Source organism: Acidocella sp. C78, assembly GCF_907164655.1.
In genome coordinates this window covers 1-20430 of the sequence record NZ_CAJQZK010000009.1, presented here as the reverse complement: position 1 = coordinate 20430, position 20430 = coordinate 1, and the positions used below count along the sequence as shown (strand labels likewise).

Here is a 20430-nt window from a genome sequence, read left to right as displayed (position 1 = left end):
AAAATTATTTTAACGATATATCCCAATATTAAAAACAATTGATAAGTTATTATGTAAAAATAACACAACTAATATCTTTATTTTTGTATTTCGTCTTTATTTTTTGTATAGCTGAGACGGCACGGAACAAGCCATGGCCACATGATCGCGAATCTTGCCCGACAGCACGGGGGGAAGGCAAGATATCTTTCAGCGCGCCGCGGCAAAGACAGATCGGACACATCATTTCCGCCAACACGGCTTCACAGGCTTTGGCGCATCATCCAATCCGGGGATGGATCTGAAGGCACTCTAAGAAGACAGTGCCTGCGCACGAACGAGGCGGGCAAACGCGCCCTCCTCCGCCATCAGGTCGGCATGCGTGCCTTGCTCCACCACCACCCCATCCGCAACCACCACGATCCTGTCCGCATCTCGCACGGTGGCGAGGCGGTGCGCGACCACAATGGTCGTGCGGCCACGCCGAAGGCGGGCGAGGGCTTCCTGCACCGCCGCCTCGCTCTCGGCGTCCAGCGCGCTGGTCGCCTCGTCCAGCAGCAGGATCCGCGGATCGCGCAGCAGGGCGCGGGCCAGGGCGACGCGCTGGCGCTGCCCGCCCGAAAGCCGCTGGCCGTTCACCCCGACGCGGGTGTCGAACCCCTCGGGCAGCTCGGCAATGAACCCTGCCGCCGCCGCCTCGGCCGCCTCCCGGATCTCACCAATCGAGGCGCCCTTGCGGCCCATCCCGATATTGGCGGCAATCGTGTCGTCGAAGAGCAGCGCGTCCTGGCCGACATAGGCGATCGCACTGCGCAGAGACCCGAGCGACACCGCCGCGATATCGGCGCCATCGATCAGGATCGCGCCGCGATCGGCCTCGTAGAGCCGGGGAATCAGCGCCAGCGCCGTCGATTTTCCAGCACCTGACGCGCCGACCAAAGCGAGGGTTCGGCCCGGTTCGGCAACAAAGGAAAGATCGCGCAACCCCGGCCGGCCATCCGGATAGGCGAACCCGACATGGCGAAACTCCACCCGGCCGGGGCCAGGCGGCAGCGGCGCCGCCCCCGGGCGCTCGATGCTCGCCGAAGGCTCGTCGATCACGTGGAACACGCGCTCCAGCCCCGCCATGCCTTCCTGCACCGCGGCATTCATCGTGCCGAGCGCGCGCAACGGGCGTGAGGCAATCAGCAGCGCCGCAACAAAGCCGGTGAAATTGCCGATGCCGGAAGCGCCCGCGGCGTGCCGCCAGCCGGCAAAGCCGATGACCAAGGCAATCGCGAGACCGCCCAGAACCTCAAGAACCGGATCGAGCGCGGCCCGCCCCCGGATCATGCGCATCAGCGCGCGATACAATTGTTCGAAGGCCCGATCGGCCCTGCGGCGTTCATCCTCTTCGAGACCATAGGCGCGGACGGTCCGAGCCTGCGCGAAGCTCTCGTTCAGCAGTGAGGCGGTTTCGCCCATCCGCTCCTGCATGCCGCCCGAGGCGCGCCGGATGCGCCGGCCGATCTTCTGGATCGGCAGCCCGGCCAGCGGGTAGAGCACGGCGGCGATCAGGCTTAGCTCCCAGTCGATCCAGAGCATGGTGCCGACCAGCCCGATCAGCGTGAAGAAATCGGCGATGCCGTTCACCGCGCGGCTCATCGCCTCGCGGATCACGGTGGCGTCGGTCGTGAAACGGGCGGCGAGCGCCGCCGGCGGCTCGCGATCGATCCGCACCAGTTCGGCACTGGTCAGATGTCCGAACATCGAGACCTGCAAGCGGCGGATGGTGCCAAGCACAACCTGCTGCGTCAGCAGCGTCTGGACGTATTGGGCAAGCGCCTTGACCAAGGTGACGACGAGCACGATCAGCGGCACCTGATACAGAATCCGCGGATCGCGCTTGGCGAACATGGTAAAGGCGCGGTCGATCAGCGCGGGGTAGAGCGCCGTCGTGCCGGACATCACCAGTGTGGCGACGATGATCAGCGCGACACGGCCGCGATAGGCGGTGACATGTTGCCGCCACAGCCGCCGCGCGAGCGCGATGCTGCTGCCGGTTTCCATCATGAGAGATCCGTTTCCGCTTGCGATGCTGCGTTACTGGCGCGGCGCCGGGTTCGCGTCAATCACCGGCGCGGCGGCGCCGTGCCCGCTCAGCGCCTCGCCGGCGCCGGGCGCGAGCCGGGCGCAGACCGGCACCGAGAGCGCGCCGATCGCGCTGACGATGATGAACGCCCAGCCGTAATCGGCGATCGCGGGTTCGGCATGCCCGGCGAGCGCCGTGGTGAACTCAAGCGCGCCTGCGGCAACCGATATGCCAAGGGTCAGGGTGATCTGCTGGAACGTGGCATAAAAGCTCGTCGCCGCGCTCATCCGGCTCCGCGGCACATCGGCATAGGCGATGGTGTTGAGGGCGGTGAACTGCAACGAGCGGAACACGCCGCCGACCAGCAGCACCGCGTCGAGCCCGAGTTCCGGCCAGCCAGGCCGAAAGGCCGCGCAGGCGGCGGTGAAGACCACCGCCAGCCCGCCGAACAGCATCATCGCCACGCGAAAGCCGAGACGCCGCAGGACCGGCTCGGCCAGCGGCTTCATCGCCAGCGCGCCGATTGCCGCCGCAAAGGTGATCGTGCCCGATTTCGCCGCGGTATCGCCGAAGCCGAGCTGGAGCATCAGCGGCAGCAGGAACGGCATGGCGCCGGCCAGCACGCGGAAGAGGCTGCCGGCGATGGTCGAATTCGCGAATGTATCGATCCGCATCAGCGTCAGGTCGAGCACCGGATGCGGATGGTGGCGCGCATGCCGGACATAGGCGAGAGCGGCCGCCGCGCCGCCGGCGAAGCAGCCGAGGCTCCAGCGCAGGGGAATGATGCCACGGCCTACCGTCTCGAAACCGGCCATCAGCAGCGCCATGGCAAGCCCGCTCCAGACCAGGCCGGCGAGATCGAGCCGGCCGGCCTGCGCCTCGTCCTTCACCTCGCGCACGTGCCGGGTCACGGCGGCAATGCCGATCAGGCCAATGGGAACGTTGATGTCGAACGTCCAGCGCCAGGAAAGATAGGTGACGATGAAGCCGCCGAGCGGCGGGCCGATGATGGGGCCGAGCAGGGCCGGCATGGTGAGCCACGACGTGGCCGCGATCATGTCCCGCCGGCGCACCGACCTGAGCAGCAGCAACCGGCCGACCGGCACCATCATCGCCCCGCCCAGGCCCTGGAAAACCCGCGCGGCGATCAGCTCGCCCAGACTCTGCGACAGGCCGCAGAAAATCGATCCGAGCGTGAAAGTCACAATCGCCGCGCGGAACACGGTCCGGCTGCCGAAGCGGTCGGCAACCCAGCCGGAAGCGGGAATGAAGACCGCGAGCGCGATCAGGTAGGAGGTAAGCGCCAGGCTCATATGCAGCGGATCGGCGTGGAAGCTCTTCGCCATCGCCGGCAGGGCCGTGGCCACGATGGTGCCGTCGAGGTTCTGCATGAACAGCGCGGTGGCCACGATCAGCGCGGTCAGGCGCATCCTGTGCGGCGGCAGCATCGCGCCGCCGGCCTCGTCGTCGGGGGCCGAGTCGGTCACGCCTCAACCCTTCGGTTTCGGCGCTCCGGCGGGCGGGGGCGGTGCGTCGGGCCAGACCAGAGGCGGCACCGTCACCAGATAGGTGCCGTTCGCCGTCAGCGCGCCATGGGCGAGGCTGAACGTGACGGCGAGGCGCTGGCCACCTTTCGGGCCGCGGACCAGAAAGGGCGAAGCGGCCGCGGTCAGCGCGCTGATGCCGCCGACGAGGCCGGGATAGTGGGTCGAGATCGTTCCCAGCGCCGCGCCGAACCCATCTGCGACCAGGTGCATCTGGCCGCGCGGCTGGGTTCCGGAATCGAAGCCGAACTCACCTTTTCCGGTTGCATCGAGGGGGCCGACCACAAGCCGGACGCCGAGGCTGCCATGCCCGCCGGCGCGCGCCCAGCGATGCAGCGCGGGGCCGGTTCGCTGCCAGATCGCCATGAAATCCGCCGGGGTCATGCCTGCCAGGGGCCTGGCCGGACGGTTGATCTGCGGAGCGAGCGCACCGGCAAGGCCGGCCGGCAGTTCGGCGGCGGGGCCGGAGACCGCAAGATCGAGGCTGAGCCGACCGAGCTTGCCGCCGAACGGCAGGTCGCCCAGCGTGGTGAAGATCGGCGACAGCGCGAGCCCCGACACCGATTCACGCAATGAGAACGCGGTCTCGGCGGTGCCCGCGCGTGGATTACGGGTGTCGTCGACGGATATCGCCGCTATGCTCAGCAGGGTGAAATTGGTATTCTGACTGTCGATCCTGAGATCGGTCGCATGGAAGCTGCCGGCGCGAAGCGGATTGTCCGATCCGTTGAGCAGAGAGGCCGGATCGAAACGCTCGGTCGCGGCGATGCTGCCGAAATGCAGCGTGGCCGAAGGGCCATCGGCCAGCGCGAGACGCCATGTCGACGCCGGCGCGAGATCGAGCGTGAAGGGCGTGCCCGGGCGCACCGTCATGTCCAGCGCGGGGATGGCGAGCGTCGGCGCCGGACCATTCGTGACAGGCGGCGTCAGCCGCAGATCGCTCACCAGGACCTCGACCCGGAACGGCGACGTGCCGCGAATGACCGCACCGTGGGCAACCGTCCAGCCATGCGATCGCAGCAGCGTGGTCATCTGGTCCACCGCCAGGGCGAGACGGCTTTCGGCATACCACCAGAGCCCGACCCAGAAGATCCCCACGACCACCAGCGCGAGCGACAGAAAACGGACCAGCCTTCGCATCTTGCGTCCTTTCACATCCGCGCGCTCACTGTAGCGGCGGCGCTGCTCAAGGCCAAACGGGCGGCCTGCTCGGTTTACCGGTGGCACGACGGCGGCTACACCGGATGCGGCCAATACGGAGCTGGATCACGATGACGGAGCCGAAAATCGCGGTTCTCCTGCCCTGTCACAACGAGGAAGCGGCGATCGGCGCGGTCGTGCGCGCCTTCCGCGCTGCGTTGCCCACAGCGGATATCTACGTGTTCGACAATAATTCGACCGACGACACCGCCGCGATCGCACGTGCCGCAGGAGCCATCGTTCGCCAGGAGAGTTTGCAGGGCAAGGGATATGTGGTCCGGCGGATGTTCCGCGACATCCAGGCGGATCTCTACGTCATGGCGGATGGCGACGACACCTATGACGCGACGCTGGCCCCGGCGATGATCGCGCTGGCGCAGCGCGGGCCGTATGACCTCGTCAACTGCGTGCGCCGCGAGACCGATGCCGCCGCCTATCGCAGCGGCCACCGGTTCGGCAACCACCTGCTCACCGGGGCGGTCCGCGCCATTTTCGGCGACCGGGTCGAGGACATGCTTTCGGGATACAAGGTGCTGTCGCGCCGCTTCGTGAAATCCTTCCCGGTTCTGGCAACGGGATTCGACATCGAGACCGAGCTTGCGGTGCATGCGCTCGAACTCGCGCTGCCGATCGCCCATGTCGAGGGCGAATACCGCCCGCGGCCGGCGGGATCGGCCAGCAAGCTGAGAACCTGGAGCGATGGCTGGCGCATCCTCAGGCTGATCCTGCGGCTGCTGCGGCACGAGCGGCCGCTGGCCTTTTTCGGCGCCCTCGGCCTCGCGGCGTTTCTTGCCGCAGCCGTGCTCATCGCCCCGGTCATCGCGACCTATCTGCGCACCGGCCTTGTGCCACGGCTGCCGACCGCTGTGCTGGCGACCGGCATCGTCCTCGCCGGCGCGCTCAGCCTGACCACGGGCGTTATCCTCGATACGGTGACACGCGGGCGCCGGGAAACGAGGCTGCTCGCCTATCTGCGCCATCAAGCCCCGGGGCCTTGACCCGGCCCCCCGATCCGGCGCTTTGTGCATCGCGACATCTTGAACCGCGACGGGAGTTCCCATGCCCAGCTGCGTCCCTTCGATCAGCTCCAACCCGGCCAGACCGCCTCGCTGGGAAAAACCATCACCGAGGCAGATATCCTGCTGTTCTCGGCAGTGTCGATGGACACGAACCCGGTGCACCTGAACCAGGAGCTGGCCGACGAAACACTGTTCAAGGGGCGCGTTGCGCACGGTATGCTGTGCGGTAGCCTGATCTCGGCCGTGCTGGGCACGGTGCTGCCGGGGCTGGGCACGATCTATCTCACCCAGTCGATGCGCTTCCGCGCGCCGGTGCGCATCGGCGATACCGTCACCGCCGAGGTCGAGGTCGCGGCACTCGATCATGAAAAGCGGCGGGCGACGATGCGCACGCGCTGCTTCGTCCGCGGCAAGGTGGTGATCGAGGGCGAGGCCGTGGTGATTCCGCCCACGGAAGCCGTCGTCGCCGTGGCGCAGAACGAGAAGCGCGCTGCCGAATGATCCGCGTCTTCCACGACTGGACGGCGATCCCTGACGAGGCACGCGGTGCCTCCGTGGCTCTCGGGAATTTCGACGGGATGCATCGTGGCCATCTGGAAGTGCTGCGGGCCGCGCATGCCGCACGGCCGGAAGCGCCGCGGGCCGCGCTCACCTTCGCGCCGCACCCGCGCGAGTTCTTCCGCCCCGAGGACCCGCCGTTCCGGCTGATGCTGGAGGCCGAGAGGGCGGCGGCGCTGGAGGAGGCGGGGATCGACTTCCTCTACGAACTCACCTTCGACCGCGCCTTCTCGCAGCTGAGCGCCGAGGCATTCGTCGCGGACGTGCTGTATCGTGGCATCGGGGCGGCGCATCTGGCATGCGGCGCGGATTTCGCCTTCGGCCACCGTCGGGGCGGCGATGTCGCCATGCTGCGGATGGCCGCGGAATCGCATGGTATCGGCCTCTCGGTCGTGCCGCATCTGGATGACGCCGAGGGCCCGATTTCCTCCAGCCGAATCCGCCGGCTGCTGCAGGATGGCTATCCTGAACGCGCCACCGCGCTGCTCGGCCGGCCGCACGCGATTCGCGGCGTGGTCGCGCATGGCGACGCGCGGGGGCGGACGATCGGCTTTCCCACCGCCAACGTCGCCCTCGGCCGGCATCTGGAGCCGGCGCGCGGCGTTTATGCCGTGACAGTGCGGCTCAAGGACGGCAGCAGGGTCAAGGGCGTCGCCAATATCGGGCGGCGGCCGACCGTGGCGGAAGGGGCGATCTCGCGGCTGGAGGCGCATCTGTTCGACTTCGCCGGCGACCTCTACGGCCAGGATATCGCGGTCTCGCTCCACCATTTCATCCGCGAGGAGCGGCGCTTCGCCGATTTCGACGCGCTGCGGGCGCAGATCGTGGCCGATGCGGAGGAGGCGCGGCGCCTGCTGGCGGCGATCTGACCGAAGCCCGATCCTGGCAGAGCGCTGTTGGTGCGCGAGCCGCGCCCTCAGCTTGGCGCGATGCCTCAATCGCGGCGAAGACCGCCCTCGCCGACGGTCCAGATCGCGGCATCGCCGAGGGCAGCGAACTGGTCGCGCTCGGTCGCGGTGCAGAACACCTGCGCCTCCCCGCGCTGCAAGGCATCGCCGAGCGCCATCCGGTGCGCGGCATCGAGATGCACGAACGGCTCGTCGAGCAGCAGCACCGGTGCCGTGCCGCGAGCGGAGGCAACCAGCGCCACATGCGCCAGCACGATCGACACCAGCATCGCGCGTTGCTGCCCGGTCGAGGCCAGCGCCGCGACGAGGCCGCTCGCCGCCTGGGCGAGACCGAGATCGGCGCGCTGCGGCGAGATCGCGGCGACCGGTTCGGCACGCGAGGCGGCATAGCGGGCGCGCAGCCAGTCCTCGACCTCCAGCGCCGGGCGGTGCGCGAGTTCGGCGCCGATCGGGCAGTCGAGCGACAGGCGCGCGGCGGGGAACGGATCGGCGGTGCCGGCGGCGAGCAGCGCGTTGAGCCGCTCGATGACGTAGAGCCGGGACGCGGTGAGTGCTGCGGCGTGGCGGGCCATCGAATCCTCGATCGTGGCGAGCCAAAGCGGGTCGTACCGCCCGGCCTCGATCAGCCGGTTGCGGTTGGCCGAGGCGGATTCGAAGGCAGCGACCTCGCTGGCATGGCCCGGTTCGAGGGCGAGCACCAGACGGTCGAGAAACCGGCGGCGCGACGATGCGCCCTCGGTGAACAGCCGGTCCATCTGCGGGGTGAGCCAGAGGCAGGAAAACCGGGCGGCGATGCGCGACGCCGGCACCGGCTCGCCATCCAGCAGCAGGCGCCGACGATCCCCCTGCCCGGCCTCGATGCCGGTGCCGATCGCGCCACCGCCCTCCTTGCCCTCCAGCCTTGCGGCAATAGCCCAGCCGCCGGCGGCGCCCGGCGCATGGCGGGCCAGCTCGGCGAGGCGTGCGCCGCGCAGGCCCCGGCCCGGCGCAAGCAGCGAAACGGCTTCGAGCAGATTGGTCTTGCCCGCGCCGTTCGGCCCGGCAAGGGCGATGATCTTGCCGCCGGGCTGCCAGTCGAGCCGGGCGTAGGACCGGAAATCGGCAAGGCGCAGCGACTCGATCCGCAACGCGGCGGCGGAACGCGCGGAAGTGCCGGGGATCGTCATCCGGTTCTGATAGTCGAGGCCGCCGCCTGCGGCCAGATGGCGTCAGCCGCCGGACGACGGGCGGCTGACCCGGTAGGGCACCACGCCGCGCTCGGCGGTGCCGACATCGATCGTGCCGTCGATCGGCGGCATGGCGCGATGGCGGCAGGAAACCCGCAGGCAGGAGCGGCAGCCGGGGCCGATCGGGTCGATCGCGCCCGGCCGGTCGAGATCGAGCCCGGCGGCGTAGACGATCCGGGGTGCATACTGGATCTCGCAGCCGAGACCGACCGCGACGGCGCGCGGCCGCGCCAGATAGGACGTGCCGCCGCCGCCGACCGTGCGGGCGATGCTGATATAGGTGGTCTCGCCCGGCGGCTGGGCGAGCTGAACCGAGATTTTCCCGGGCTGCGAAAACGCCTGGTAGACATTCCAGAGCGGGCACGGACCGCCGAAACGGTCGAAGCGGAAGCGCGTGGCGCTGCTGCGCTTGAGCACGTTGCCGGCGACGTCGGTCTTCAGGAAAAAGAACGGAATTCCCTGCGCGCCCGGGCGCTGCAGCGTGCTGAGCCGGTGGCAGACCTGCTCGAAACTCGCCTGGAACCTGATCTGCAGGCGCTGGATATCGTATCGCTCGGCCTCGGCCTCGGCGAGAAAGGCGCCATAGGGCATGATCAGCGCGCCGGCGAAGTAATTGGCCAGAGCCACACGGGCAATCCCCCGCGCCGCCTCTGAGGAGAATTTCGCCCGCTCGACCAGCCGCGAAATGAGCCGCCCATGGCTGAGCAGGCCGATCACATGGGCCAGGGAGAACCGGCGGGTTTCGAGCCGCATTTCCTCGGCGATCAGCAGGCGGCGGTTGCGACGGTCGATCTGCCAGAGAATCCCGTCGGGCAGGAGATTGGCCGAAGGGACGACCTCGATCCGGTGCGTGGCGGCAAGATGATGTTCGAGTGCCGCGGCTTCACGGCCAAGCGTAGCGTGGACGTCCGCGGCGAGCCGCTCGGCCGCAAGATCGATCTCATGGAAGTAGTTCCGCTCGGACTGCACCCAGTCGCGCACCTCATCATATGGAGGCAATGGGCCGGATTCGTCCCGCCCCAGGGCGGTACCACGCGCGAGGCTGGTGTGCAGAGAGCGATAGGCGGCATAGAGGGCAATAAAGCGACGAGCGAGTTCCGGCGTGTCGCGCACCGCCGCGCGGGCCTCGGTGAAGGTCAGCCGGCCGGGGCCGAGCGCGGGATCGAGAGCGGCTTCGAGCAGGTCACCGGCGCGGCGCACCTCGTCATCGCCGGACAGTTCGGCCGGCGGAATGCCGAGCAACTCGCAAAGGGGCGCCGCAAGGCGCGGCGGAACCGGACGACGGTCGTTCTCGATCTGGTTCATGTAACTCGGCGACAGGCCGAGCTGGCGGGCAATATCGCGCTGCTGCAGGCCGCGCTGCTCGCGGATCAGCCTCAGTCTCGCTCCGGCAAACAATTTTGGTTCACGCAAGCAAACGTCCCTCGGCTTTGCCATGCCCTGCCGGCGCCATGTTGCGGCCGGTGGGCGCGGCCCGCGACAACCAGAGCATCGCCCGATCAGGCGACATCATCTGAACGGGTAAAATACTCTTGATGATCAACAAGATAGAACGTCACATCCGATCCTTGTCCGATCGCATCGTGATCTAACCGCCCGGACCGTTCCGGTCAAACGCCAGGCTGCGCTGGATCAATGACCATGCGCCGCGGCAGGCCTAGAGCATCATCCGATCAGATGGAATCATCTGACCGGATGATGCTCCAGGCTCGATCTGTGGTTGCGGCGGAGGAAAACATGAGACCGTCTCACGCCAAGATGTGGCTGGCCTTGGCAGTCATGCTGGCAGGGTGCGCGCGGCCGGCGCTTCGCGCTCTCCAGCCACCGCCGGAACCGGCGCGCGGCGCCGCCAGGGCGGCCTTCGAGGCCGAGGCCGCGGCGGCTCGGGCGGACCTCGCGCGCGAAGTGAAGCGCGCCTCCCTCCCGCGCACGCTGCCGCGGCACGCTGGATTGCGGCCACGCGGCACGCGCTGGCGAGAGCGACCGTGAGACTGACACGGCCGCAACTCATCGTCGTCGTCAATCGCGATCCCCTCGTGCAACGGCTCTGCCTCATCGCCGCGGCCCCGTCGGAGCCGTGGCGGGTGATCGGCTGCGATACGGTCTCGACCGGACAGTCCGGCCGGCGCGGATACTTCATCACCCCGGAAGGCGTCTTCGCTCACACCGCCGACATTCTCGATTACCGCGCACTCGGCACCTTCAACGAAAACCATGTCCGCGGTCTCGGCCTCAAGGGCATGCGGGTCTGGGATTTCGGCTGGCGGATTGCGGCGAAGGGCTGGCGCCCCGATGGCGAGACCGGCGAGATCCGGCTGCTGGTGCATGCAACCGACCCCGACCTTCTGGAGCCGCGCCTCGGCCGCCCGGCCTCGCAGGGATGCGTACGGATCTCGGCGGCGATGAACCGCTTTCTCGATCGTCATGGCGTGCTGGATCGCGAACAGGAGGCAGCCGCGCGGGAGGATATGCGGGTGGCGGCAACGCTTCCAGCCGACCGCACACCCTCGCCGCTCGCCGGCGGGTTGCTGGTCGTGATCGACAAGGCGGACGCCACCTGAATGCCATGGACCGCGGACCAGGCCGAGCGCCATACGCACCGGGCGAACACGCCCGCGCTGCGCCAATGACTGCCTCGCGCGCACCGGGAACGAGGGGCGCGCGATCCGACGGCAAATGCGGTGATCGCAAGGCTCGCGCGGCGGCATTCCCGGCGCTGTGATGCCGGGTCAGGCGGCGGTAATGCTGCTGCGAAACGCGAGCGGGTCGGCAATGCGGGGGAACGGCTCCCAGGTCGACCCGGTACCGCGCACAATGACGGTGCCGTAATTGAAGAGCCGGCCGGCCAGGGACTGCCGGACCTCGACGCTCTCGACCTTCTCCAGGCTCATCTCATGCGTGGTGCGGCCGAAAATGCCGCTCTTGTGGATCACCCTGCGGTCGGTGACCGCGAGTTCGGTAGACATGCGCCGAAGCCAGGCGACGAGCAGCAGCCAGCAGCCGAGCAAAAATGCCGCCGCCGCGGCGAAATGCAGTATCGTCGCCGGCCGTCCTGCCGCCATGCCTCCGGCCACGATGAGCGCAAAGGCAAGGGTGATCGCGAATATGCCGCGCAGATAGACGAACCAGTGGAGATGCGTCCAGCTTAGTACGGTTTCATCGGGCTGCAGAACCTGCTCGACATAGCTCAAGGAGATGTTCTCCGCGCCGGAAACGTCATGGTGAGCCCGCAGGGATTCGAACCCTGGACCCCAAGATTAAAAGTCTCGTGCTCTACCAACTGAGCTACGGGCTCTCACCAGGCGACCCGCCGGAAAGACCAATTCCGGCGGGGTTCGTCAAGAGGCTGTGGCGGATTGCCGGTATTACGCGGCGAGTTCCATCTTGATGATCTTGGTCGGATCGGTGACGCGGCCGCTTTGGCCCTGGCCTTTCTTGATCTGGTCGACGAAGTCCATCCCGGCGGTCACCTGGCCGAACAGGGTATATTGTCCATCGAGCCAGGCGGCGGGAGCGAAGCAGATGAAGAACTGGCTGTTGCCGCTGTTCGGATCGTTGGTGCGGGCCATGCCGAGAGAGCCGGTGAGGAACTTTGCCTTGTCGGTGAACTCGGCGGGCACGTTGGGCAGGTTGCTGCCGCCGGTGCCGGTGTTGGTCGGGTCGCCGGTCTGCGCCATGAAACCGGCGATCACGCGGAAGAACTCGCAGCCGTCATAGAAGCCGCGCGCGGTCAGCGTGCGGATCTGCTCGCAGGTTTTCGGGGCAAGATCGGGGCGCAGCTCGATCGTGACGACGCCGAAGGGCAGCGTCATGTGGATGGTGTTCGACGGGCTGGCGGCGGAAGCGGATTCGGACATGAAAACTCCGGCAAGAGGGGTGGAAGCGGCGGCGGCGAGAAATGTGCGGCGTCTGATCATCATGGTCTGCCAACCCGGCGAAGGGTCCTCTCCAAGGTCAGTTTTGGAACGAAGCTCGAGATGTCGCCGCCCAGCTGGGCGATTTCCTTCACGAAGCGGGACGAGATGAACTGGTGCCGCTCGCTCGCCATCAGGAAAATCGTCTCGATCCGCTGGTCGAGCCGCGCATTCATCCCAGCCATCTGAAATTCGTAATCGAAGTCGGAGACCGCGCGCAAGCCACGCACGATCACTTGTGCGCCGACCTGCTGGGCGAAGGCGATCAGCAACGAATCGAAAGCCTGAACGTCGATCTCGGTGCCGGTGCGCTCGGCAATGGGGGTCACCTCGGCACGCACCATCTCGACGCGCTCATCGGTGGGGAACAGCGGCCCCTTGCCGGCGTTGCGCGCGACCCCGATCACCAGCTTCGAGCAAAGCTGCGCGGCGCGGCCGATAATGTCGAGATGCCCGTTGGTAATGGGATCGAACGTTCCCGGATACAGCCCAACCAGCCCGCCCTCACGCATCCCGCTCCTCCAAGCCTTCCTCCTCGCCATCGTCGATGACCGGGAAAACGCTGGTCACCTGCTCGTCCTTCTCGACCCGCACCAACGTCACGCCCATCGCCTGGCGGCCGGTGATGCGCACCTGATCGACCGGCGCGCGGATCAGCTTGCCCTGGTCGGTCACCAGCATGATGTCGCCGCCCGGCCGCACCGGGAAGCTCGCGGCAACCGCGCGGCCATTGCGCGCGGCAAGCGCGATATTGGCGATGCCCTGGCCGCCGCGCCCGGTGACGCGGTATTCATAAGCCGAGGAGAGCTTGCCGAACCCGCCGGTGGTGACGGTGAGCAGCATCTCCTCAGCCGATTGCAGCTCGGCGATCCGCTCGGGGGCGAGCTGGATGTCGGCCGCCGCCTCGTCGCTTTCCACCGTCTCGGTCTCGGCCTCCTCGCCGCCGGCGCGGCGCTGGGCGGCGGCGTATTTCAGATAGGCCGCGCGCTCGTCCACGCTCGCCTCGACGTGGCGAAGCACCGAGAGCGAGATCACCTCGTCGCCGGCGCCGAGGCGAATGCCGCGCACACCGCTCGAGTCGCGGCCGGCGAAAACGCGCAGCGTGTCGTCAGTGATCTGGAAGCGGATGCAGCGCGCCTGGCGCGTGGCCAGGAACACGTCATCGCCCTCGCGGCAGGTGGCGACGCCGATCAGTCGGTCGCCCTCGTCGAGCTTCATCGCGATCAGGCCGGTGGAACGCACATTGCGGAAATCCGCCAGCCGGTTGCGCCGCACATTGCCCGATGCGGTGGCGAAAACGAGGTGAAGATCGTTCCACAGGCTTTCGTCCTGCGGCAGCGGCAGCACGGCGGTGACGGCATCGCCGTTCAGCTCGGGCAGGATGTTGACGATCGCCCTGCCCTTCGCCGCCGGCGCCGATTCGGGCAGGCGCCAGACCTTTTCGCGGAACGCCTTGCCGCCCTGGCTGAAGAACAGCACGAACTGGTGGGTATGGGCGTTGAAGCTGCGGGTGATCACGTCGTCGCCGCGCATCGAGGCGGCGGCGCGGCCGCGGCCGCCGCGGTTCTGGGCGCGGAAGGATTCGAGCGGGGTGCGCTTGATGAAGCCGTCGCGCGTCATGGTGACGACCATCTGGCCCGGCTCGATCAGGCTTTCATCGTCCTGGTCGGCAATGCTGTCCTCGATGCTGGTCAGGCGCGGAGACGCGATACGCTCGCGGATGGCGATCAACTCGCCGCGCATCACCTCGAGCCGGCGCGGGCGGGAGGCGATAATTTCGAGCAGCTCGCCGATGCGGCGGCCGACCTCGGCGAGTTCGGACTGGATCTTCTCGCGTTCGAGCCCGGTGAGGCGCTGGAGGCGCAGTTCGAGTATGCCGCGGGCCTGCGCCTCGGTCAGGCGCACGGTGCCATCCGCCGAGATCTGGTTGCCGTGATCGTCGATCAGTTCGAGCAGCGGGCGGACATCGCCGGCCGGCCAGTCCCGTGCCATCAGGGCGATGCGGGCGGAGGCCGCGTCCGGCGCCGCGCGGATCAGCGCGATCACCTCGTCGATATTCGCCACCGCGATGCCGAGCCCGACCAGCAGATGCGCCCGGTCGCGCGCCTTGTTCAGCTCGAAGCGCGAGCGGCGCAGGATCACGTCCTCGCGGAAGGTGATGAAGCAGTCCAGCGCATCGCGCAGGCCGAGCTGGCGCGGCCGGCCGCCATCGAGGGCGAGCATGTTGATGCCGAAGCCGGTCTGCATCTGGGTGAAGCGGTACAGGTGGTTGAGCACGACTTCCGGCGTGGCGTCGCGCTTCAGCTCGATCACCATGCGCATGCCCTCGCGGTCGCTCTCGTCGCGCAGGTCGGCGATGCCCTCGATTTCCTTGGCGCGCACGAGTTCGGCAATGCGTTCGAGCAGCGTCGCCTTGTTCACCTGGTAGGGTAGTTCGCTGACGATGATCGCCATGCGATCCTTGCGGATTTCCTCGATGCTGGTGCGGGCGCGGACAACGATGCCGCCGCGCCCGGTCTCGAAGGCGCTGCGGATGCCGGAACGGCCGAGAATGATGCCGCCGGTCGGGAAATCCGGGCCGGGGACGATCCGCATCAGCTCGTCCAGCGTCGCCTCCGGCTGGGCGATGAGGTGCAGCGTCGCGTCGATGATCTCGCTCGGATTGTGCGGCGGGATGTTGGTCGCCATGCCGACGGCGATGCCGTTGCCGCCATTGACCAGCAGGTTGGGGAAGGCGGCGGGCAGAACGCGGGGCTCGCTGTCGCTCTCGTCATAGGTCGGCTGGAAATCGACCGTGTCCTTGTCGATATCCGCCAACAGGGCCATCGCGGCATCGGCGAGGCGGGCCTCGGTGTAGCGCATCGCCGCCGGCGGATCGCCATCGACCGAACCGAAATTGCCCTGGCCATCGATCAGCGGCACCCGCATCGAGAAGCCCTGGGCCATGCGAACCGCGGCATCGTAGATCGCGGCGTCGCCATGCGGGTGATACTTGCCCATCACATCGCCGACCATGCGGGCGGATTTGCGATAGGGCTTGTCCGGCGTGTTGCCCGATTCCTGCATGGCGTAGAGGATGCGGCGATGCACCGGCTTCAGCCCGTCCCGCGCGTCCGGCAGGGCGCGCGAGACGATCACGGACATGGCGTAATCGAGATAGGAGCGGCGCATCTCCTGCTCGATCGTCACGGGCACCTGGCCGCTTGGCCCCTCGGTCTGGTCGGTCGTGTCGGTCATGCCGGCGTCATATCACCTGCGCCGCGCGGGGGCGAGGGGTACGGCTCAACAGCGTCCGGTCAGTCCGGCGAACACGACGGCGATCCGGTCCGCTAGGCCGCGCGGCGCCGGACCGGCGGGGCGGCGCAGGTCGCGCCGGGCGAGCAGGTCGCGCAAATCGCGCCGGGCGAGCACCGCCGGCAGGGCGGCGGCAAGGCCCTGGCGCGGCGCGCGGTGGCGCAGCAGCCGAGCCGCGTCCGCGCGCAAGGTCGCGGGATCGGTGCCGTCCTGCGGCAGCAGATCGCGGCCGGCGGCTTCAAGTGCCGGGGCGGCGCGGAGAATCCCGGCAATGCCATAGCCGGTGCCGAGATCCTCCAGCGCCGCCAGCGCATCGGGGTCGGTCACGCCGAGCACCGTGCCGGCACTCCGCGCCAGCCCGCCCGCCGTGCCGCGCGCATAGGCGAGAAAGGCGGCGCGGTCGGGAATCGGTTCGGCCTCGGCCTCGCGCGCATCGATCAGCGCCGTCAGCGCGGCGGCGGAAAAAATGCCCCCGGCGAGGCCGGCGCGGAGGGAAGCGGCCAGCGGATGGGCGCGCTCGGCCCCCTCCACCACCTCGCGCCACCAGTGCAGCCGGATCAGCGCCAGCGGCGGCTGGCTCGCCACCTCGCGCGCCCGCGCCAGTTCGTGGTTGAAGCCATAGAGCACGAACAGCCAGCGCCGCGCCTCCGGCGGGGCGAAGAGCGCGCCGAGAAAGCGGTCCGGATCGGCGCGACGGACGAGGGCGGCGAGGTCGGGGTCGGTCATTGCGAAACTCTTTCGATGCTTGACGCTGGCAGGGCCGGACCATAGCTACCGGACGAGCGGTCGGCACGCCCCGTGCCGGCGCCGAAACAGAAGCCCAAACCGGATCGGAGATGCCCCATGGCCTTTGAACTCCCCGCGTTGCCCTATGCGCACGCAGCCCTTGCCGCGCATGGCATGTGCCAGGAAACGCTCGAACTTCACCACGGCAAGCACCATCAGGCCTATGTGACGGCGCTGAACGGCTTCGTCGAGAAGAACGCCGACCTGCAGGGCAAGAGCCTGGAGGAGATCGTCGCCTTCACCTACAACAAGGCCGATCTCGCGCCGGTGTTCAACAATGCCGGGCAACACTGGAACCACAACCTGTTCTGGCAATGCATGTCGCCCACCGATGGCGGCAAGCTGCCGGGCCGGCTGGAGGCGAAGCTCGTCGAGGATTTCGGCGGCGTCGCGCAGTTCAAGGATGCGTTCAAGACCGCCGGACCACCCAGTTCGGCTCCGGCTGGGCCTGGCTGATCCTCACCCCGGGCGGCAAGCTCGCCGTCACCAAGACGCCGAACGGCTCCAACCCGGTCGCCACCGGCGAGGGCAAGCCGCTGCTCGGCCTCGATGTGTGGGAACACTCCTACTATCTCGATTTCCGCAACCGCCGGCCGGACTATATCCAGAACTGGCTCGACAAGCTGGCCAACTACGCCCACGCCGAACACCTGCTGGGCTGAGGCCGGGCAAAGCCCGACGATATTCGCGGCCCCGGAGATTCGCTCCGGGGCCGTTGCCGTTTGCGGCGCTTACTTCTTCTTCGGCTCGGCCGGCCTGGTCTCGGCCGGCTTCGAATCGGTCAGCACGTTGCTGATCGTGCTGCGCAGCACGGTGATGCGGACATTGGGGGCGATATCGACCTCGATTTCCTCGGCGCCGTCCAGCGCCTTGACCACCTGGCCGACGATGCCGCCGCCAGTCACCACCTTGTCGCCGCGGCGGATGGAAGCGAGCCGCGCCTTCTGCGCCTTGGCCTGCTGCTGCTGCGGGCGGATCAGGATGAAGTAGAAGACGATGACGATCAGCACCAGCGGTGCGAAATTGATCACCGCCGCCGTGACATCCGATGGCGATGACTGTGCGGCAGCGTAGGCGGTGGCGATGAACATGCGGAATATCCCGATCTGCTGTGGTGAAGCTTGTCCTGGCTCGGGCGGGACCATAGTTTGCACGCCCGCCCCGTCAAGCCGCGCGGGGCCTGCCTGAGGAGACGTCATGGACCAGCCGACACACGACCTGCTCGCCCGCATCGCCGATGCGCTCGACCGCCTCGCCCCGCCGCCGCCGCCGCCGGCCGAGGTGACCGCGCACGATGCCTATGTCTGGCATCCCGAGCGCGCGGCGCTGGAGCCGGTGGAGCAGGTCTCGCGCGTGCCGATCGGGCTGCTGCAGGGCGTGGAGCGGCAGAAGGACATCCTGACCGAGAACACGCTGCGCTTCGCCCGCGCCCTGCCGGCCAACAACGCGATGCTGTGGGGGCGCGCGGGATGGGCAAATCCTCGCTGGTGAAGGCCGCGCATGCGGCGGCGAATCGGGCCTATCCCGGCAGTCTCGCGCTGATCGAGATCCATCGCGAGGACATCGCCACCCTGCCCGCGCTGCTCGACATCCTGCGCGGCCAGCCCCGCCAGTGCCTGATCCTGTGCGACGATCTCAGCTTCGAGCGCGAGGATGCCGACTACAAGGCGCTGAAATCGGTATTGGATGGCGGGATCAAGGGCCGGCCGGACAACGTGCTGTTCTACGCGACCTCGAACCGGCGGCACCTGATGCCGCGCGACATGATCGAGAACGAGCGCAGCACCGCGATCCACGCCTCGGAAGCGACCGAGGAAAAAGTGTCGCTGTCGGACCGGTTCGGCATCTGGCTCGGCTTTCACAATTGTGATCAGCAGACCTTCTTCGCCATGATCGAGGGCTATGCGAAGGCGTTCGCCCTCGATGTCGACGCGGAAACCCTTCACGCCGAGGCGGTGGAATGGTCGGTGACGCGGGGTGCGCGTTCGGGGCGGGTGGCGTGGCAGTTCATCTGCGATCTCGCCGGCGGCTCGGCCGCCGCATCGAGGCCGGTGCGGCGCCTTGACAGCCCTCAGCCACACCCCGAAGACAAAGGCGTGATCACCAACCCGGACCAGCACCGGAGCCACGCATGAGGACGGAGGGGCTACGGCGAACGGCGCCGTTCCGTCCTGGCGGCCCGACGAGCTTGGGCTGCCGCGCGCAACGGCGGCGGGGCTCGCGCTGGTCGGGCTGATCGCCGCGGGCGCGCTCTATGCCGCCCGCCACCTGCCGCGCTATCGCACGCCCATCGTTCCGGCGACCACCGTGCATCTGGTCCGGCTCGCGCCGCCCTTGCCGCTGCCGCCCAAGCCGGTGCAGCCGCCGCCACCGCCGCTGCCGGCGCCCCGCCGCCAGTGCCCCCGCCGCCGCAACCGCAGCCCAAGCCGCTGCCGCCGCCCCCGCGCCATCGCCGATGCCCCCGCCGAAGCCGCTGCCGAACGTGGTGCATCACCCGCCCCCGCCGCGCCCGGCGCCGAAGCCACATCCGGTCGCCCATCCGGCGCCCCGCCCCGCCCCGCCACCGCCACCAAAGACGAAACACCCGCCGCCGCAGCCGGCTTTCGATTTCGCGCAATACGCCGCCAGCCTGCGCGGGCCGCTGCAACGCGAGGTGCATGTGACACAAACGATGCGCATGCTCGGCGTTCGCGGCATCGCGTTCATCGAATTCACCCTCGCCCCGGATGGAAGGCTGCTCTCAGCACGGATCTACCGCAGCAGCGGCAACCCGCTGATCGACCGCGCGGCGCTCGATGCGGTGCGGCACCATCACTTCCCGCCCTTCCCCGGCGCCGCCGACAAGACCTTCGCGGTACCCATCCAGATCCGCGTTCACGGCTAGCTCGATGGTCGGAATGGACATGGATTTCCGTTCCCGCCCCACCGCCGCGGCCACATCTCGCCCGGCGTCCGGCGGCGGGCGCATTTTCGCCCCCGCGCGGAATGCGGCTATAGGATTGAAGCGCCCCGCCGGCGCGCCATCGCGGGGCGGGATGAACGAGGAGCTGAGCCGATGAATGAAATCGTCCGTCTGGTCATGATGACGGGCGGCCTGCTGGCGGTCATGCCGGTACTGCTGCTGGTGACGCTCGTGGTCGGGCTTGAACGCTTCTGGCTGCTCAAGCGCACGCTCGGCGCCGGGCGGCGCATCCATGCGGCACTGCGCGCCGTGGGGTATGGCAATCCGGCCGGGCTGCGCGATCTCGCCGAGAGCCACGGCACCACGCTGCAAGCCACCTCATCGCCACCGCCCTCGCCTCGCGCGGGGAGACCGCCGACGAGCTCGACAACCATCTCGAGGAAGAGATCATGGATGCGATGCCGCGAATCACCCGCGGCCTCTGGATTCTGGACACCGCGGTGACGATCGCCCCGCTGCTGGGCCTGTTCGGCACCATCATCGGCATGATCCAGGCGTTCGACGTGCTGTCGAGCAATGGCGGCCCGGCGAAAGTGACGGGCGGCATCGCCGATGCCCTGGTCTCGACCGGCGCCGGCCTGCTGATCGCCATCATCGCGGTCTATCTCGTGAACTATTTCAACAATCTGACCCGCCGGATCGTGCAGCAGCTCGAACTCGTGAAGTCGTGCTGATCAACCGGCTGCACGGTCGCGGCCTCGCCGGCGACGATGCGGCGGTGGATGCGCCGAAGCGCCGCGCCGCCGGCGTGGCGCGGATCTGACCGATGCGCCGCCGCCGCGACCTTCTCGAACGCGAACGCCCGCGGCTCGAAATCGTGCCGATGATCGACATCATGATGTTCCTGCTCGTGTTCTTCGTGATGATCGTGCTCAAGATGATCCCCGATTCCGGAGTCGCGCTGAAACTTCCGGGCGCGCAGACGGCGAAGGAACTCAAGCCCGCCCAGGTGGTGGTGATGATCGACGC

Annotated in this window: 18 protein-coding genes, 1 tRNA gene and 2 pseudogenes; 9 read left to right on the top strand and 12 right to left on the bottom strand. The window is 68.2% G+C overall.

The features are described from left to right. Positions 1–291: 291 nt before the first annotated feature. Genes ACIDOCELLA78_RS000000103505 through ACIDOCELLA78_RS000000103495 form a run of 3 tightly spaced genes read right to left on the bottom strand, consistent with a single transcriptional unit; the run spans position 292 to position 4734 of the window. On the bottom strand, positions 292–2031 hold the full coding sequence (locus ACIDOCELLA78_RS000000103505; RefSeq protein ID WP_201728400.1) for an ABC transporter ATP-binding protein: 1740 nt from the start codon (positions 2029–2031) through the stop codon (positions 292–294). A 30-nt stretch (positions 2032–2061) separates the two neighbouring features. Continuing rightward, entirely contained in the window at positions 2062–3498 is a 1437-nt protein-coding gene (locus ACIDOCELLA78_RS000000103500; RefSeq protein WP_201728463.1) for an MFS transporter, read from the bottom strand. A gap of 42 nt (positions 3499–3540) precedes the next feature. After that, positions 3541–4734, bottom strand: coding sequence for a DUF2125 domain-containing protein (locus tag ACIDOCELLA78_RS000000103495; RefSeq protein WP_201728399.1), 1194 nt, complete (start codon positions 4732–4734; stop codon positions 3541–3543). Positions 4735–4865: 131 nt separating this feature from the next. Between ACIDOCELLA78_RS000000103495 and ACIDOCELLA78_RS000000103490 the strand changes: the two genes are divergently transcribed. From ACIDOCELLA78_RS000000103490 to ACIDOCELLA78_RS000000103480, 3 genes are read left to right on the top strand one after another with little or no spacing between them, the layout of a single operon-like run. Next, the gene (locus ACIDOCELLA78_RS000000103490) at positions 4866–5792 is read left to right on the top strand and encodes a glycosyltransferase family 2 protein (RefSeq protein ID WP_374223245.1); all 927 of its coding nucleotides are present in this window, start codon (positions 4866–4868) and stop codon (positions 5790–5792) included. A 39-nt stretch (positions 5793–5831) separates the two neighbouring features. Continuing rightward, positions 5832–6314 carry a MaoC family dehydratase gene (locus ACIDOCELLA78_RS000000103485; RefSeq protein ID WP_249675638.1) on the top strand — a complete coding sequence of 161 codons (483 nt, stop codon included), beginning with the start codon at positions 5832–5834 and terminating at the stop codon, positions 6312–6314. Next, positions 6311–7240, top strand: a complete 930-nt coding sequence (locus ACIDOCELLA78_RS000000103480) for a bifunctional riboflavin kinase/FAD synthetase (protein WP_201728398.1) — start codon at positions 6311–6313, stop codon at positions 7238–7240. The genes ACIDOCELLA78_RS000000103485 and ACIDOCELLA78_RS000000103480 overlap by 4 nt, the downstream gene beginning before the upstream one ends. Before the next feature lie 65 nt (positions 7241–7305). On the opposite strand, the gene recF is transcribed toward ACIDOCELLA78_RS000000103480, so the two are convergent. Both recF and ACIDOCELLA78_RS000000103470 read right to left on the bottom strand, forming a co-directional pair. Beyond that, positions 7306–8445, bottom strand: a complete 1140-nt coding sequence (recF, locus tag ACIDOCELLA78_RS000000103475; RefSeq protein ID WP_201728397.1) for a DNA replication/repair protein RecF — start codon at positions 8443–8445, stop codon at positions 7306–7308. 42 nt (positions 8446–8487) lie between these two features. Then, the gene (locus ACIDOCELLA78_RS000000103470) at positions 8488–9918 is read right to left on the bottom strand and encodes a short-chain fatty acyl-CoA regulator family protein (RefSeq protein ID WP_249675634.1); all 1431 of its coding nucleotides are present in this window, start codon (positions 9916–9918) and stop codon (positions 8488–8490) included. 572 nt (positions 9919–10490) lie between these two features. Here ACIDOCELLA78_RS000000103470 and ACIDOCELLA78_RS000000103465 point away from each other — a divergent pair. After that, positions 10491–11066 carry a hypothetical protein gene (locus ACIDOCELLA78_RS000000103465; protein ID WP_249675611.1) on the top strand — a complete coding sequence of 192 codons (576 nt, stop codon included), beginning with the start codon at positions 10491–10493 and terminating at the stop codon, positions 11064–11066. A gap of 168 nt (positions 11067–11234) precedes the next feature. Here ACIDOCELLA78_RS000000103465 and ACIDOCELLA78_RS000000103460 read toward each other — a convergent pair whose 3' ends face one another. The 6 genes from ACIDOCELLA78_RS000000103460 to ACIDOCELLA78_RS000000103435 form a co-directional block, all read right to left on the bottom strand. Next, positions 11235–11696: a PH domain-containing protein gene (locus ACIDOCELLA78_RS000000103460; RefSeq protein ID WP_201728395.1), complete on the bottom strand. Its 462-nt coding sequence runs from the start codon at positions 11694–11696 to the stop codon at positions 11235–11237. A gap of 28 nt (positions 11697–11724) precedes the next feature. After that, positions 11725–11800 (bottom strand) — tRNA-Lys (locus tag ACIDOCELLA78_RS000000103455). A 70-nt stretch (positions 11801–11870) separates the two neighbouring features. Beyond that, positions 11871–12425, bottom strand: coding sequence for a peptidylprolyl isomerase (locus tag ACIDOCELLA78_RS000000103450; RefSeq protein ID WP_201728394.1), 555 nt, complete (start codon positions 12423–12425; stop codon positions 11871–11873). Next, a complete protein-coding gene (gene coaD, locus ACIDOCELLA78_RS000000103445) occupies positions 12422–12931 on the bottom strand; it encodes a pantetheine-phosphate adenylyltransferase (protein WP_201728393.1) in 510 nt (169 codons plus the stop codon). The genes ACIDOCELLA78_RS000000103450 and coaD overlap by 4 nt, the downstream gene beginning before the upstream one ends. After that, positions 12924–15656 carry a DNA gyrase subunit A gene (gene gyrA / locus ACIDOCELLA78_RS000000103440; protein WP_201728392.1) on the bottom strand — a complete coding sequence of 911 codons (2733 nt, stop codon included), beginning with the start codon at positions 15654–15656 and terminating at the stop codon, positions 12924–12926. The genes coaD and gyrA overlap by 8 nt, the downstream gene beginning before the upstream one ends. A 45-nt stretch (positions 15657–15701) precedes the next feature. Next, positions 15702–16439 carry a squalene/phytoene synthase family protein gene (locus ACIDOCELLA78_RS000000103435; RefSeq protein ID WP_201728391.1) on the bottom strand — a complete coding sequence of 246 codons (738 nt, stop codon included), beginning with the start codon at positions 16437–16439 and terminating at the stop codon, positions 15702–15704. A 117-nt stretch (positions 16440–16556) separates the two neighbouring features. Here ACIDOCELLA78_RS000000103435 and ACIDOCELLA78_RS000000103430 point away from each other — a divergent pair. Next, positions 16557–17161 (top strand): annotated as a pseudogene (locus ACIDOCELLA78_RS000000103430) (superoxide dismutase). 69 nt (positions 17162–17230) lie between these two features. Here the strand turns inward: ACIDOCELLA78_RS000000103430 and yajC are convergent. After that, positions 17231–17590, bottom strand: coding sequence for a preprotein translocase subunit YajC (gene yajC, locus ACIDOCELLA78_RS000000103425; RefSeq protein WP_201728390.1), 360 nt, complete (start codon positions 17588–17590; stop codon positions 17231–17233). A gap of 106 nt (positions 17591–17696) precedes the next feature. Between yajC and ACIDOCELLA78_RS000000103420 the strand changes: the two are divergent. The 4 genes and pseudogenes from ACIDOCELLA78_RS000000103420 to ACIDOCELLA78_RS000000103405 all read left to right on the top strand — a co-directional run. Then, positions 17697–18564 (top strand): annotated as a pseudogene (locus tag ACIDOCELLA78_RS000000103420) (ATP-binding protein). A gap of 390 nt (positions 18565–18954) precedes the next feature. Beyond that, positions 18955–19383 carry an energy transducer TonB gene (locus ACIDOCELLA78_RS000000103415; protein ID WP_249675606.1) on the top strand — a complete coding sequence of 143 codons (429 nt, stop codon included), beginning with the start codon at positions 18955–18957 and terminating at the stop codon, positions 19381–19383. A gap of 269 nt (positions 19384–19652) precedes the next feature. Further along, complete coding sequence (locus tag ACIDOCELLA78_RS000000103410; protein ID WP_307850886.1) at positions 19653–20135, top strand: MotA/TolQ/ExbB proton channel family protein; 483 nt, start codon at positions 19653–19655, stop codon at positions 20133–20135. 92 nt (positions 20136–20227) lie between these two features. Further along, a partial coding sequence (locus ACIDOCELLA78_RS000000103405; protein ID WP_201728389.1) for a biopolymer transporter ExbD occupies positions 20228–20430 on the top strand: 203 nt, incomplete at its 3' end.

What these genes read in the sequence shown, in the direction of transcription:
- ACIDOCELLA78_RS000000103500 (WP_201728463.1), bottom strand. Translation starts at nt 3,498, where the DNA reads ATGCTGCCGCCGCACAGGATGCGCCTGACCGCGCTGATCGTGGCCACC.
- ACIDOCELLA78_RS000000103490 (WP_374223245.1), top strand. Translation starts at nt 4,866, where the DNA reads ATGACGGAGCCGAAAATCGCGGTTCTCCTGCCCTGTCACAACGAGGAA.
- recF (WP_201728397.1), bottom strand. Translation starts at nt 8,445, where the DNA reads ATGACGATCCCCGGCACTTCCGCGCGTTCCGCCGCCGCGTTGCGGATC.
- coaD (WP_201728393.1), bottom strand. Translation starts at nt 12,931, where the DNA reads ATGCGTGAGGGCGGGCTGGTTGGGCTGTATCCGGGAACGTTCGATCCC.
- ACIDOCELLA78_RS000000103415 (WP_249675606.1), top strand. Translation starts at nt 18,955, where the DNA reads ATGCCCCCGCCGAAGCCGCTGCCGAACGTGGTGCATCACCCGCCCCCG.
- ACIDOCELLA78_RS000000103505 (WP_201728400.1), bottom strand. Translation starts at nt 2,031, where the DNA reads ATGATGGAAACCGGCAGCAGCATCGCGCTCGCGCGGCGGCTGTGGCGG.
- ACIDOCELLA78_RS000000103495 (WP_201728399.1), bottom strand. Translation starts at nt 4,734, where the DNA reads ATGCGAAGGCTGGTCCGTTTTCTGTCGCTCGCGCTGGTGGTCGTGGGG.
- ACIDOCELLA78_RS000000103450 (WP_201728394.1), bottom strand. Translation starts at nt 12,425, where the DNA reads ATGATGATCAGACGCCGCACATTTCTCGCCGCCGCCGCTTCCACCCCT.
- ACIDOCELLA78_RS000000103480 (WP_201728398.1), top strand. Translation starts at nt 6,311, where the DNA reads ATGATCCGCGTCTTCCACGACTGGACGGCGATCCCTGACGAGGCACGC.
- ACIDOCELLA78_RS000000103435 (WP_201728391.1), bottom strand. Translation starts at nt 16,439, where the DNA reads ATGACCGACCCCGACCTCGCCGCCCTCGTCCGTCGCGCCGATCCGGAC.
- gyrA (WP_201728392.1), bottom strand. Translation starts at nt 15,656, where the DNA reads ATGACCGACACGACCGACCAGACCGAGGGGCCAAGCGGCCAGGTGCCC.
- yajC (WP_201728390.1), bottom strand. Translation starts at nt 17,590, where the DNA reads ATGTTCATCGCCACCGCCTACGCTGCCGCACAGTCATCGCCATCGGAT.